Below are 14,171 nucleotides of genomic sequence, written 5' to 3'. Positions count from 1 at the left end.
TACCCGGGCGCGGGGTCAGTCGCCGGGGAAGGCGAGGTCGCGGACCTTGCGGACCGCGCGCTTCAGCATCGTGCGCTCGCGGGCCCGCGACAACCGCACCGCCTCACGGCGCCACGCCTCGGCCTTGTCCCGCCACCGCGCGGCGTCTCTGCGTCCCTTGCCGGCCTCCCGGCGCAGTTGCTTCATCTCGGACTGCAGCGCGGCCGCCCGCTGCCGCAACGCCGCGACCTCCTTCTCGTGCTCGGCGGCCACCCGCTCCAGCTCGGGCACCGGCCGCCGCCGAGGCGGATACACCCTGGGACGCCGCCGGAACCCCCACGACTCGCCGTCGCTCCACTCGACCCCGAACACCTCGTGCACCACGTCGTCCAGCGGCTCACCCGGCTCGGCCAGCAGTTCGGCCCGCGCCGTCGCCGCCGTCCGCTCCAGCCGCGCCACGACGACCCCGCGCTCGTTCTCGTCGAGCGCGACGCACAGCAGCCCGAGCCCTTGCTCGTCCAGATGCTCCACCATCGCCTGTACGGTCCCCGCCTCCGGCACCCACCCCGGCGGCACGGTCAACCGGAACGGCGCCGAACCGGGGGCGAACGCGCCCGCCAGCCGTACCCTCGGGTCGTGCTCGAAGCAGGCGTGGACCAGCCGCAGGTCCAGATCGGGGTCCTGCAGCGGGGGGCGCCGGTCGGCGCGCAGCCGCTCCCACGGCCCGACCACGCTCACCCGCACGTCGGGCAGCGTGCTCGCGAGCAGCCCGTCCACGGTGGCGCGCACGTCCTCGTAGCCCGCCGGGGCCACGGCGCACTCCACGTACGGCACCAGCCACTGCCGCCCCTGCTCCTCCCGCAGGTAACGCCGGTACGGCACCCGGTCGGCCACGAACGGGTCGTTGTAGCGCTTGAGCGCCGCCCATTCGCGCATCGCGGTGGGCAGCCCGACGTGCCAGGCCCGCGACCGCCGCTCGGGCACGAACACCGCCCCCGCCTGCACGAGCCGGAAGCCGAGTTCGGTGTCCTCCGCCAGCACCAGCGAGGTGTCCATGCCGCCCGCCCGCCGCAGCAGCGCGGCCGGGTAGGAGACGGTGGCGCCCACGTGGACCCGGGAGGCGAGTTCGCCGGAGGCGGCCCGCAGCCCGTCGGTGGCGGAGATGATCTCCTCGGCCCAGTCGTGCCGGTGGGGGGACAGGCGGAAGAGTTTGTCCTCGTTGCCCGCGTCAAGCGCTTCGCGCACCTCGGAGGGCGCGGGCAGCACGGTGTCGCAGGTGAAGTCGATCCAGCCGAGCACCACCAGGTAGGGGGCGACGTGGTGCCAGCGGAGCTGGGCCTCGACGTGCTCGCGGTGCGGCACCATGTCGTTGTCCAGTACGAACACGACGTCTCCGGTCGCGGCGTCCACCCCGGCCTGTACGGCCCAGGCCCGCCCCCACCCGCCGGGCGGGCTGGCGATCAGCCGGGTGCGCGCGGGCGCCACCGGCGGTGATGTGAGCGGCGGCGCGCTGCCGTCGTCCACGACGACCACGTCGAGAAGGTGCGCGGGGTAGCTCTGCGCCGACAGCGCCGCCAGCGTCAGATCGAGCGTCTTCTGCCCGCCGTGGGCCGGGATCACCACCGTGACGGTCAGCGTCGGCGTCCACGAACCGAGTTCCGGCACCCTGAGGACGCCGTGGTCGTTGCCGTTGACGCGGGGAACGCTCACAGCTGTGCGCTTCCTTCGAGCTCCATCAGCGTGCTCGGCCGGAAGCCGCGCCACTGCCTGCGGTTTCGTTGCAGGAACGTTCCGATCGGCTCCTGCCAGGTGTGGTTGGCGGCCGGTCCTCTGCGCAGGATGTAGCCGAGCCCGTGGGTGCGGTAGATCTGCCCGCCGGCCGCCTGCATGGCCTCCTGGAACTGGGTGTCGACCGAACGCCGCAGCGGCCGGAAGCCGCCCAGCGCCTGGAAGGCCGAGCGCTCGACCAGGATGGTGCCGCCCGCGACGAAACTGGTGATCTGCTCGGTGATCTGCCTGCGGTGCACGGTCACGTCGATGGCGGCCAGGTAGACGAACTCCGGGACCGTGCCGACGACCTGGGCGCCGGAGTAGGAGTGGGCGAGCAGCAGGTCCGCCAGGAAGTCGGGACCGTACCAGTCGTCGTCGTCCATCTTCAGCAGGAACGCGCCGGAGGCCCTGGCCGCGGCCTCGTTCAGCACCTCGCCGAAGATCTTCTCGACGGGCGCCTCGTACACGTGGACGTACCTGCCGAAACGGCGCAGCGCCTCGGCCACCGACGGGTGCCGCGCGCTCACACCGTGCAGGGCCAGGATCACCTCAAGCTGGACGTCGCGCTGGCGGGCGATCTGGTCGAGCGCGAACCCCACCATGTCGGCCCGCCGCGTGGTCAGCAGCACCGAGGTCAGCGGCGGCGCGGCGGGCGGCGCGCCGAGCTGCTCCCAGCGGGCCGCGACCCCGTGCGTGCGCAGGGCGGCGCGGCGCAGCCGGATGCTGTGCTCCTCGCGGCGCAGTTCGTCCGACAGCTCCGGAGCCGACTCGATCAGCTCCACCAGCGGCTCGCCCAGCGCCCGCGCCCACGGCGGCACCGACCGGGCGACCAGCGGCACCCCGGCCGCAGCCAGCCCCGCCAGCACGCGGACCGCAGCCAGCGGTCCGCTGTGCGCGTGCTGCCAGTCGACCTCGACGCCCCGCAGTTGCCGCAGCCTGCCGACGTCGGCGTCCGTCACCCCGCCGGACTCGGCGAAGGCGACCACCACCTTGCCGTCGAGCACCGCCGCCCAGCGTCCGTCGCGCTCGGTGAGCACGGCCGTGCCGCGCGATGGTGTCGTCACGAAGCCCTGCGGGTTGACCAGCCGCTCGTCCACCGGCGGGATCATCGACGGCCGGGCCAGTACCTCGGGATCGGGGAGCGGCACGTCGGCGCCGCCGGGGCGGCCGAGCCGCTCCCAGCTCGCCGCCTTCGCGGTCGGCCGCTCGACCGGCCGCTCGCCACCCTCCCACGGGTGATCCTCTGAACCGGTACGGAGCACCACGTCGCTGCCCGGTGCCCCCACCCGTTCCGGAACCGGCCCGCCCACCTCGGCCGGGGTCGCGTTCGGGTCGCCGGGACGCCAGTCGGCCGCACCGATCCCGGCGAGGGCGGCGGCCGGTGCGGCGATCACGTCGAGACGGTGGCCGGCGAAGGCGCGGGCGGTCGCGGTGACCGTACGGCCGGCCGGGGTGTGCTTGGAGAAGCGCGCGTCCACCACCCACACCCGGTCCTTGGGGCGGTGCACCCGCAGCTCGGACAGCGACCGCCACCGGTGCGCGGGAGTCGGCGTCGGCACCGGCGCCGGGTGCGAGGCGGGGGTGTCGAGCACGGCCACGACCACCCGGCGGGCCTCGGGCAGCAGCTTGTGCAGGGTCGCGGCCCTGCGCAGGTCGGCGGGCGTGCGGGCGATCACCAGGACCTCGTCCGCGGGCTCGTCGCCCGCAGTGGGGGAGAGCAGGTCCCGGTCGAGGTCGACGCCGGTGCCCGCACGGTCGATCCCGACCAGGAAGACCCGGGCCTTCGGGAGGTCGGCGACCAGTTGCGCGATCATGACGGGCTCCTCAGCTGCCTCACCAGCGCGGACAGCTTTCCGCCGCCCTTGTCCGGCTCCGGTTCGCTCTCCTTCGGCGCGGCCAGTTCGGCGCGCAGCCGTTCGACCTCCGCGCTCAGTTTCTTGACCTCGGCGGCGCGGCTCGCGGCCAGCGCCCGCCACTTGGCCGCATCGCCCGCCAGGGGCTCCTTGTCCTCCTCCGGCACGAAGCCGTACTCGGCGCCGCTCACCCACAGCACCCCGAAGAGTTCGTCCACCAGATCGTCCGGCTCGCCGTTGTGGAAAGCGGCGCGGGAGAAGGCGGCCGTGCGTTCCAGCCGGGCGGCGGCCACGCCGTCCCGTGTCTCCGCCAGGGCGATCGAGACCAGGCCGAGCAGGTCGTCCTCGGCCGTCTTCACCAGCCGCGCGAGCGTGTCCGCGCCCGGGACCCAGCCGGGCGGCACCCGCAGCGCGAACGGCGCGGGGAACACCGAGGCGGGCTGCCGTACGGCGAAGGAGACGCGGGGCTCGTGCGTGTACAGGTTGCGGAGCAGGCGCAGGTCGAGGCGCGGGTCGTCCAGGCTGGAGCGCCGCCCCTCGGTCAACGTGTCCCACGGGCCGACGACGGTGACGGCCACGTCGGGGACCGTACCGGCGAGTGCGGCGTCCACGGTGGCGCGCGTGCGTTCGTAGCCCGCCGCCTCTGTCACGACGCGCACGTACGGCACCCGCCACTGGCGGCGCGGATGCGAGCGCAGCCAGCGCAACTGGGGGAGGAAATCGCCCAGGAACGACCAGTTGTGCCGGTGCACCTCCTTCTCGCGGGTCATGACCGTCGAGGCGCCCACGTGCCAGCCCCTGGCCAGCGGCTCCGGGATGAACACCGCGCCCGCCTGCGCCAGCCGGTAGCCCAGTTCGGTGTCCTCCGCCATGTTCAGCGACACGTCCACACCGCCCGCCGCCCGCAGCAGCGCGGCGGGCACGGACGTGGAGGCGCCGGTGTGCAGCAGGTACGCGCCCGTCCCGGCGTCCTTGAGCATGCGCGTGGACTGGAGTTTCTGCTCCGTGTACGGCGTGCGCTCGCCCGGCTCTCCCAGCTCCTCGACGAACCGGGTGTCGCCGATGACCACCGCGTGGTCGAGCACATGGTGCCAGCGCATGTGCGCCTCCAGGTGCTCCTCGTGCAGGATCATGTCCGCGTCGAGCCAGTGGATCACCTCGCCCGTCGCCGCGAGCGCCCCCGTCTGGCGGGCCGCGCCGCGCCCCCAGCCCTCGTTCACCCGCACCACCCGCGCGCCCGGCGCGGCCAGCGGCGGCCTGCTCCCGTCGTCGGCGACGACGATCTCGGTCAGCCCCGCCGGGTAGCTCTGCTTGGCCAGGGCGACCAGCGTCCGGTCGAGGTCGTCCTGGCAGTCGTAGGCCGGGATGACCACCGACACCGACTTGACCGGCCGCCACCGGCCGACGGCCGGAGGCTCCAGGCCCCCGTAGTCGTTGTGCCTGATCCGCCTCATCGGGCGCCCAGCGCCCGCACCTGTTCGCGCAGCCGCTCGACTTCGCGTGCGTGGGTCATGGCGTTGACGCGGTCCTCGCCCAGGGAGGCCAGGATCGCGCCCAGGTCCTCGTCGCGCCGCGTGGCCGTCTTCTCGATGGCGGCCGCCAGGGTGTCGAGGCGGGCCTCCACGCGCTTGAGCGCGGCGGCGGTGGCCGCGTGGCCGCTCTCGTTCTTCTTGACCCGGAGGTCGATGCGGTGGGTCTTGCCGTCGAGGCGGCGGACGATGAGCACCAGGAAGGCGAGTGCCGCGAGCGCGACCGCGAATGCGCCGGTGACGGCGGCTCCGGCCAAGGCGAGCACACCGGTCAGGACGAGCGCCGCGAGGGCTGCGATCGCGACGATCGCGGCCAGCACGGCCGCCCTGCGGGGCGAGAGCATCCGCATAGCATTCCTTGTCAATACTTGGGAGGCGTCTGTGGATATTGACACCCTAATAAATGGATCCCACTAAACGTGCCATAAGTTCCTGAATGCAAACTGGGAGCGGGGTGTCCATGTGACCTGCGTCGCCTGGGCGGACAGGAGAGAACAGGGCCTCTTCGGGCAGGTAAAGGCGACGTAAGACAGCGGCTGCCTCCCGCCGCGCGGCGGGACCGATGACTGAGGACCCGATGCCCGCCAGGACATCGAGACGGTCCACCGGCTCGCGCACGTGCTCCTGCGGCCACCACCGCAGGAGCACCAGCTGACGACCTCACCGCGCCGCGCCAGAGCGCCCCGCCGGTGCTCGCGGGCTCAGCGGGAGCGGTGCTTGCGGGGCTCAGCAGGAGCTTTGCGGGGCTCAGTGGGAGCTTTGCGGGGTCACTGAGAGCTTTGCGGGGTCACTGAGAGCGGAGCGCCGCCCGCAGCCGCTTGAGCAGCGTCCGGTCCTCGACGGCGCCGGCGACCGGCGAAGGAGGCGCGGCCTCGGCCTTCGGCGGTGTGACGTCCGGTGGAGTGACGTCCGGTGGAGTGACGCCTGAGGGAGCGACGTCCGGCGGGGGAGCGGCCTCGGGACGCGGCGTCGGCGGCCAGTACCGCGCCGGGCCCTCGCGCCTGATCCCGTGCGTCGTCTCGATGACCGCGTCGAGATCGTCACCCGGCCCGGTCAGCAGCAGCGCCCGGGCGAGCGCCGACGTCCGCTCCAATCGAGCCGTCCGCCCGTCCTCCAACTCGACGACGAGCACACCCTCCAGATCCTTCTGTACGGTCTCCACCATCCGCTCCAGCGTCGCCCGGTGCAGCGGCACGTCCACCGGCCCCCGGTAACGGAACGGCGTGGCCCCGGGCGTCGGCGCGGCCTCGTCGATGAGCCGAACGCGCTCGTCGTGAGCATACGACTCACGCATCATCCGCAGCTCGAAGCACGGATCACCGAGCACGGACCGCCGCCCGTCCGCCATCATCGGCCACGGCCCGACGAGCGTGACGACCACGTCGTGCAGCTTGCCGTCGAGCGCCGCCGACACCGCCTGCCCGACCACCTCCGTGGAGGTGTCGCGCACGTCGTAGACCACCTCGACGTACGGCACCAGCCAGTTCCGCCCCCGCTCCTTGCGCAGGTCGCGGCGGAGCGGGATCCGGTGCGCGAGGTATGGCGCGACGGCCCGCACCGCCCGCTCCTTGTCCACCCGCTGCGACGGCAGTCCCAGGTGCACCGCCTGGGCCGCCGCGTCGGGCACGAAGACGACGCCGTGCATGGCCAGCCGGTAGGAGAACTCGGTGTCCTCCCCGCGCAGGACGTTCGGATCCAGTCCGCCCACGGCGTGGAAGACCTCCCTGGGAAGGGCGAAGGTCGGTCCTGTGCACACGTGGTACGGATTACGGCTCCTGCGCAGCCCGTCCGTCTTGGCGATCGTCGCCTCCGTCGAACTGGGGATCGCCGCGTCCAGGTCGAAGACCTCTCCCAGGTGTCCCGCCCGGAAGATCTGCTCGGCCTTGAGCGGCGGCGGCTCGACGAACTTCTTCATGCCGATGGAGACCAGGTAGTCGCCGGTGTGGTGCCATCGGGCCAGCGCCTCGATGTGTTCGCGGCAGGTGACCATGTCGGCGTCGAGCCGCTGGATGATCTCGCCGTCCGCCGCCTTGACCCCGGTGTTGACGGCGTTGGCGATGCCCCATCCCTCGGCGACCCTGACGACCCGCGTGTTGAAGGGGCGGATCTCCGGCAGTGTGATGGGCGGCTGGCTGCCGTCGTCGACGACCACGACCTCCATCAGATGGTCCGGATAGGTCTGCGCGGCCAGTGCGGCGAGCGTGAACTCCAGGTAGGGCCCCTCATGGGCCGGAATCACGACGCTCACCGACAGGCTCGGCGACCAAGCGCCCAGTTCGGGCGGTGTGAGCGGTGAATAGTCGTTCTGCCGCAGAGCAGGACGCGCGTTCATAATGGCTGACCCCCTGACGGAAAACCTTATCCGGGGTTGCTGAGTATTTCCTGAAAAATCAAGCCTGCCAGACCATCTGGCCCTTCTTCCCCACGGGTAACGCCGGCGGCGGGCGAGAGCCGGGACCGATCTCCGGGCGCGATCACGGCTCTCTGGGCTCGATCACGGCGCCGACACTGTGCTCGATCTCTGTGCTCGATCCCTGGGCCCGATCCCTGGGCCCGATCTCTGGGCCCGGTCGAAACGCCGGGTGACCGGGGCGGACACTGGAGAGTGTGCCGGGGGACGGCGTCCGGCATGTGGATGTGATCGGCGCGCAGGACCGGGGGACCGATACACTCGGTGCCCAACACCGCAGGTAGGGGAGTCATCATGGCTAGGTCGTGGCGTGGTCTCATCGAGGAGTACCGAGAGCGTCTTCCGGTCACCACGAAGACGCCCGTCATCACGCTGCTCGAAGGCGGCACACCGCTGGTGCCCGCGCACCGGGTCTCCGCGCTCACGGGCTGTGACGTCTACCTGAAGGTCGAAGGCGCCAACCCCACCGGCAGCTTCAAGGACCGTGGCATGACCATGGCCATCAGCAAGGCCGTGGAAGAGGGCGCCAAGGCGGTCATCTGCGCCTCCACGGGCAACACCTCCGCCTCCGCCGCCGCCTACGCCGTACGCGCCGGGCTGACCTGCGCGGTCCTCGTGCCGCGCGGCAAGATCGCGATGGGCAAGCTGGCCCAGGCGCTCGTCCACGGCGCCACCCTGCTCCAGGTCGAGGGCTCCTTCGACGACTGCCTGGAGATGACCAGGAAGCTGTCGGCCGAGTACCCGATCGCGCTGGTCAACTCCGTCAACCCGTTCCGGCTCCAGGGGCAGAAGACCGCCGCGTTCGAGATCGTCGACGCGCTCGGCGACGCGCCCGACATCCACTGCATCCCCGTGGGCAACGCGGGCAACATCTCGGCGTACTGGATGGGCTACAAGGAGTACGCCGACGACGAGGTGGCCGGCCGCCGTCCGCGTATGTTCGGCTTCCAGGCCAGCGGCGCCGCGCCCATCGTCAACGGCGCGCCCGTCGCGCACCCCCACACGATCGCGACCGCGATCCGCATCGGCAACCCGGCGTCCTGGCAGCTCGCCGAGTCGGCGCGAGACGAGTCCGGCGGCCTCATCCACTCGGTGACCGACCGGCAGATCGCGGCCGCGTACAAGCTGCTGGCGCAGGAGGAGGGCGTGTTCGTCGAACTCGCCTCCGCCGCCAGCGTCGCGGGCCTGCTGCAGGCGCACGCCCAGGGCCTGGTCGAGTCCGGCCAGCGCATCGTCTGCACGGTCACCGGCAACGGCCTCAAGGACCCCGACTGGGCCATCTCGGGCGCGCCCGCCCCGGTCACGATCCCGATCGACGCCCACGCCGCCGCCCGCGCCCTCGGCCTCGCCTGACCTCCGCCCCAGCCGGGTCCCACTTCAGAGCCCCAGCGGTTCAGAGCCCCAGCGGCGACGCCTCGGCGACGGGGTGGGACGACGGGGTGGGACTCGGCCATGGCGAGATCCCGAGGGCGGCGGCCACGGCGGCGACCTCTGTCGTGGCCATGGCGGCGACGTCCTGTCAGGGCACGTCCGGCCGACCCAGCCCATCCGCGCAGACCAGGAAGCCACTCAGATCCGCGTGTGTGCGGGGGTAGCTCGGGTCCACGCGCGTCCAGGGCTCTCGGCACATCGTGCAGGGCGTGTCAGATTCGCATAGTCCGACAAAACAGCATGAGGTCCCCGTCCCGCCGCCTACCGTGCGTCGTGGCGGCGCTCGGCCGGTGACGGTGGGTGGCGCGGGCGCGGCCGTGAGGGATGTCGGCGGGGCGTGATAGGGGTGGCTTCGCCGTGACAGAAGAGCGCCTGATAGGGGTGGCTTCGCCGTAACAGAAGAGCGCCTGATGGGGGTGGCTCTGCCGTGACAGAAGAGCACCTCATCGTGGTGAAGGTGTTGGCGAGACAGAGGAGAGCATCGACACGTGATCACCGTCAGAGTCCCCGCGACCTCGGCCAATCTCGGCCCGGGATTCGACTCCCTCGGCCTGGCCCTCACCCTGTACGACGAGGTGGACGCCGAACTCGCCGGTGACCGCGTCCACGTCACCGTCGAGGGCGAGGGCGCGGGGGAGCTCGACACCGGCGAAGACCACCTGGTCGTCAAGGCGATGCGCAGGGCCTTCGACCGCATGGACGTCCCGCAGCCGCCCGGCATCCGCCTCGTCTGCCGCAACCGCATCCCCCACGCGCGCGGCCTCGGCTCGTCCTCCGCGGCCATCTGCGCGGGCATCCTCGCGGCCAGAGCGCTGTGCCCTGAGCGAACACGAACCCTGTCCGACGAGCAGGTGTTCGCCCTCGCCACCGAGATCGAGGGTCACCCGGACAACGTCGCACCGTGCCTCGCCGGACAGCTCACCATCGCCTGGACGGACCACGCCGGAACTGCGCATATGGTGAAGTTGACCCCCGACGCGGGCATCCGGCCGGTCGCGATCGTCCCGGCGACGAGACTGTCGACGGAGACCGCCCGAGGGCTGCTTCCGAAGGACGTGCCCCACAAGGACGCCTCCTTCAACGCGGGACGGACGGCGCTGCTGATCGCCGCGCTGACCGGGAGTCCCGACAGAGCCGTGCTGCTCGCCGCCACCGAGGACCGTCTCCACCAGCACTACCGCGCGCCTGCGATGCCGGAGAGCGCGCGTCTGGTAGAACGTCTGCGTGCGGTGGGCGTGCCCGCGGTCGTCTCGGGTGCGGGCCCCACTGTCCTTGCGTTCTCCACCTCGGACACGCAGGATTTGATCGCACCAGAAGTGGGTAATGACTGGCACATCCAGCTAATGGACGTCGACCCGGATGGTGCGAACGTTCAGTTCCCCGAGACACGCTGATGCCTCTTTAGACCTTCAGGGAATAGCCGTGTGCGCTGGTGATGTTAGGCTGATAGCCGCACCAGATGCCCCCTTGTTGGGTGCGTGCATGTCAGCCACACATCGCTGCATCATGCTTCACGTCGCGAGGCGTGGGCAGCGCGGCTGTCTCCCCGGAATACGCCGTCACCCGTTGGCCTGCACCCGGTTGGTCCAACGCGAGACGACGCAGATGGGGATCTGCGCGTTCGAATCACCTCGACATCTGGCTGGCGACAGCAATCTGGGGGGTGTCGGCCACGCGCCACCGGCCTGTGGCGGCCTGGCAACACCTCTCCCCAATAGTGGCGGCCGCCCTGCGCGGCGGCCGAAGATCGCAGCGTGCACCGCGACCCGGTCTGTCCCGCCGGATCGACAGCACCTCCGGGACGCACGGTTCAGAAAAACCGGCGCCCGACCCCTGGGAAGGACCTTTTAGTTGAGCGACACCACCGAACTCCTCTCCGACGCATCGGGCACCTCAGCGCCCGCGTCCGGCGACACCCCCACTCGCGCCGCGGCCAAGCCGCGTGCGCGTCGCTCCGGCACCGGCCTGTCCGCCAAGGTGCTGCCCGAGCTGCAGAAGATGGCCGCCGAGCTCGGCATCAGCGGGACCGGACGGATGCGCAAGAGCCAGCTGATCGCGGCCATCCAGGAGAAGCAGGGTGGCGGTTCAGGTGACAGCGCCCAGGCGGCGCCCGCCGAGGCTGCGGCACCCGCCGCCGCCGAGCAGGCTCCCGCCGCCGAGCGGCCCACCCGTACGCGCAGGGAACGTTCCCGTGCCAAGAGCACCGAGGAGCCGAGCGCCCCGGCCGCCGAGCCGGTCGTCACCGCTCCCGAGCCGGTGGCGGCCGCTGCCCCGGCCGAACCGGTCGCGGCGGCTCCCGCCGTGGTCGAGCGTGCCGCCGAGCAGGACGCTGGCCAGGGCGGCGACTTCCGGGGCGAGCGCGGGGAGCGCGAGAGCCGCAGGGAGCGCCGCAGCCGTGGCGAGCGTCGCGAGCGCGGCGAGCGTTCCGACCAGCGCGGCGACCGCGGTGAGCGTTCCGCCGAGCGCGTGAACGACCGTGGTGACCGCGGCGAGCGCGGTGACCGTACCGACCAGCGCGGTGACCGTGGCGACCGGGGCGACCGTTCCGAGCGCACCGCCGACGCGGGCCGCCGTGACGCTGACCAGCGGCAGAGCGTCGGCCCCGACGACGACGACCGTCGTGGCAGGCGGGGCCGCTTCAGGGAGCGCAACCGTGGCCGTGGCCGCGACCGCTTCGACAGCAACGAGCCCGTGATCGGCGACGACGACGTGCTCATCCCGATCGCCGGCATTCTCGACATCCTCGACAACTACGCGTTCGTGCGCACGAGCGGGTACCTGCCCGGCTCCAACGACGTGTACGTGTCGCTGGCGCAGATCCGCCGCAACGGCCTGCGCAAGGGCGACGTCATCACCGGCGCCGTCCGGCAGCCGCGCGACGGCGAGCGCCGCGAGAAGTTCAACGCCTTGGTCCGCCTCGACACCGTCAACGGCATGGACCCCGAGCAGGCGCGCAACCGCCCCGACTTCAACAAGCTCACGCCGCTCTACCCGCAGGAGCGCCTGCGTCTGGAGACCGAGGCGAACATCCTGACCACCAGGATCATCGACCTCGTCTCCCCGATCGGCAAGGGCCAGCGCGGCCTCATCGTCTCGCCGCCCAAGGCGGGCAAGACGATGGTGCTGCAGTCGATCGCCAACGCGATCACCCGCAACAACCCCGAGTGCCACCTGATGGTCGTGCTCGTGGACGAGCGGCCCGAGGAAGTCACCGACATGCAGCGCTCGGTGAAGGGCGAGGTCATCCACTCGACCTTCGACCGTCCCGCCGAGGACCACACCACCGTCGCCGAGCTGGCCATCGAGCGCGCCAAGCGCCTGGTGGAACTGGGTCACGACGTGGTCGTGCTGCTCGACTCGATCACCAGGCTGGGCCGGGCCTACAACCTGGCCGCACCGGCCTCCGGCCGCATCCTGTCGGGTGGTGTCGACTCGACGGCGCTCTACCCGCCGAAGCGTTTCTTCGGCGCCGCGCGCAATATCGAGAACGGCGGCTCGCTGACCATCCTCGCCACCGCGCTGGTGGAGACCGGGTCCAAGATGGACGAGGTCATCTTCGAGGAGTTCAAGGGCACCGGCAACATGGAGCTCAAGCTCAACCGCTCCCTGGCCGACAAGCGCATCTTCCCGGCGGTGGACGTCGACGCGTCCGGCACCCGCAAGGAAGAGATCCTCATGGCCAAGGACGAGCTGCAGATCGTCTGGAAGCTGCGCCGGGTGCTGCACGCGCTCGACATGCAGCAGGCGCTGGAGCTTCTCCTGGAGAAGATGAAGGAGACGAAGTCGAACGCGGAGTTCCTGATGCAGGTCCAGAAGACCACCGTCAGCAACGACCGCGACTAGGCGGACCTCTCCGTAGGGCGGCGGGTTTCCCGCCGCCCTACGGGCGTCTTCAGGCACTTTCACGGCCCAGCCGCCCCCACCGCCCCCCGCCGCCGTCACCCCCGCCCGCGCCCCCGCCACCCGCCGCCCCGGGCACCGCGCCGTGACGCCGCCAGGTGAGGCGCCCGAAGGGGGGATAGCCCTACCCCGCGACGCCGGGTCGCTCCATTCACCGGGGCGGCGGTCGTCGCCAGGATGGATGACATGAAAAGTGAGACGGTGCGCCTCAGAGCGCCGTTCCGGGCCTTGGTCGATCCGCTGACCTGGCGGGCCGTCCCGTATCTGCTGGTGACCATGGGGTTCGGGCTCTTCTGGTTCATGACCGTCGCGGCGGCCGGCTCGATTGCGGCGATCATGACCCTGATGTGGGTCGGTTTCCCGATGCTGGCGATGCTGATGCTCCTGTGGCGAGGAGGGGCGATGGCCGAGCGACGGGTGCTGCGCAGACTGTTCGGCGTCGACATCAAGGATCCCTACCGGCCGCGTCCGCAGAACGCCCGTGTGATGGATCGGGTCCAGTGGTTCGTGAAGGACCCGGCGACCTGGCGGGACCTGTGCTACCTGCTGCTCCTCATGCCGCTCGGCATGGTCGAGTCGCTCCTCATGCTGGTGCTCGTCGTCATCTCCCTGACCCTGCTTGCCACGCCGGTGATGGGCGAGTTGTTCGGTACCCACGCCACCGCGTTCGGCGAGCTGATCGACGCTCCCCATGAGTACGCCCTCTGCCTTCTCGCCGGGCTGGCGGCGGCGATGGTGACGGCGAACGTCGCCCGCCCGCTGATGCGGATGCACCTGAAGGTCGCGACGGTCCTGCTCAGCGGTGACGAGGCTGAGCGGCTGCGGGCCAACCGCGCCCGTGGCATCGACGCCGCCGAGGCCGAGCGCCGCCGGATCGAGCGAGACCTGCACGACGGCGCCCAGCTCTCGCTGCTGACGGTGGCGATGGACCTGGGCCGCGCCCAGACCAAGCTCGACTCCGACCCCGAGCAGGCCAAGGACCTGCTCGCGCAGGCGTACCACGGCACCAGGGCGGCCATCGCCGAGCTGCGCGACCTGGCCAGGGGCATCCATCCGGCGATCCTCACCGACCGGGGGCTGGACGCGGCCCTGTCGGCGCTGGCGGCCAAGTCGCCGATCCCCGTGGACGTCTCCGTCGAGCTGTCCAAGCGGCCGCCCACCGCCGTCGAGAGCATCGCGTACTACATGGTGTCCGAGTCGCTGGCGAACATGGGCAAGCACTCGGCGGCGACGGAGGCGTCCGTGCAGGTCCGCAGCAGGGGCGGGGTCGTGATCGTGGACGTGTGGGACAACGGCGTC

The 14,171-nt window shown here is 71.6% G+C and carries 9 protein-coding genes; 4 read left to right on the top strand and 5 right to left on the bottom strand.

The annotated features are described in order from the left end of the window. Window positions 1–15: 15 nt before the first annotated feature. From ABD120_RS27890 to ABD120_RS27870, 5 genes are all read right to left on the bottom strand, one after another. Window positions 16–1,689 carry a glycosyltransferase family 2 protein gene (locus ABD120_RS27890; protein WP_343953089.1) on the bottom strand — a complete coding sequence of 558 codons (1,674 nt, stop codon included), beginning with the start codon at window positions 1,687–1,689 and terminating at the stop codon, window positions 16–18. Continuing rightward, the gene (locus tag ABD120_RS27885) at window positions 1,686–3,563 is read right to left on the bottom strand and encodes a glycosyltransferase (protein ID WP_343953088.1); all 1,878 of its coding nucleotides are present in this window, start codon (window positions 3,561–3,563) and stop codon (window positions 1,686–1,688) included. The genes ABD120_RS27890 and ABD120_RS27885 overlap by 4 nt, the downstream gene beginning before the upstream one ends. Further along, window positions 3,560–5,056, bottom strand: a complete 1,497-nt coding sequence (locus tag ABD120_RS27880) for a glycosyltransferase family 2 protein (protein ID WP_343953087.1) — start codon at window positions 5,054–5,056, stop codon at window positions 3,560–3,562. The genes ABD120_RS27885 and ABD120_RS27880 overlap by 4 nt, the downstream gene beginning before the upstream one ends. After that, window positions 5,053–5,481: a hypothetical protein gene (locus tag ABD120_RS27875; protein ID WP_343953086.1), complete on the bottom strand. Its 429-nt coding sequence runs from the start codon at window positions 5,479–5,481 to the stop codon at window positions 5,053–5,055. Before ABD120_RS27875 ends, ABD120_RS27880 begins: the two co-directional genes overlap by 4 nt. Window positions 5,482–5,918: 437 nt before the next feature. Beyond that, window positions 5,919–7,463 (bottom strand): glycosyltransferase family 2 protein, encoded by a 1,545-nt coding sequence (locus ABD120_RS27870; RefSeq protein ID WP_343953085.1) that lies wholly within the window; start codon window positions 7,461–7,463, stop codon window positions 5,919–5,921. A gap of 372 nt (window positions 7,464–7,835) precedes the next feature. Here ABD120_RS27870 and thrC point away from each other — a divergent pair, with 372 nt between their 5' ends. The 4 genes from thrC to ABD120_RS27850 all read left to right on the top strand — a co-directional run. Further along, window positions 7,836–8,894, top strand: coding sequence for a threonine synthase (gene thrC, locus ABD120_RS27865; protein WP_343953084.1), 1,059 nt, complete (start codon window positions 7,836–7,838; stop codon window positions 8,892–8,894). A 566-nt stretch (window positions 8,895–9,460) separates the two neighbouring features. Then, the gene (thrB, locus tag ABD120_RS27860; RefSeq protein ID WP_343953083.1) at window positions 9,461–10,366 is read left to right on the top strand and encodes a homoserine kinase; all 906 of its coding nucleotides are present in this window, start codon (window positions 9,461–9,463) and stop codon (window positions 10,364–10,366) included. Window positions 10,367–10,823: 457 nt separating this feature from the next. Then, window positions 10,824–12,815, top strand: a complete 1,992-nt coding sequence (gene rho / locus ABD120_RS27855; protein ID WP_343953082.1) for a transcription termination factor Rho — start codon at window positions 10,824–10,826, stop codon at window positions 12,813–12,815. A gap of 243 nt (window positions 12,816–13,058) precedes the next feature. Next, a partial coding sequence (locus tag ABD120_RS27850) for a sensor histidine kinase (RefSeq protein ID WP_343953081.1) occupies window positions 13,059–14,171 on the top strand: 1,113 nt, incomplete at its 3' end.

The sequence above is a fragment of the Nonomuraea longicatena genome, from assembly GCF_039525605.1.
In the GTDB taxonomy this organism is placed as follows: Bacteria; Actinomycetota; Actinomycetes; order Streptosporangiales; family Streptosporangiaceae; genus Nonomuraea; species Nonomuraea longicatena.
Note: the sequence above shows the minus strand (reverse complement) of the source record. Positions and strands in the feature narration are given on the sequence as shown.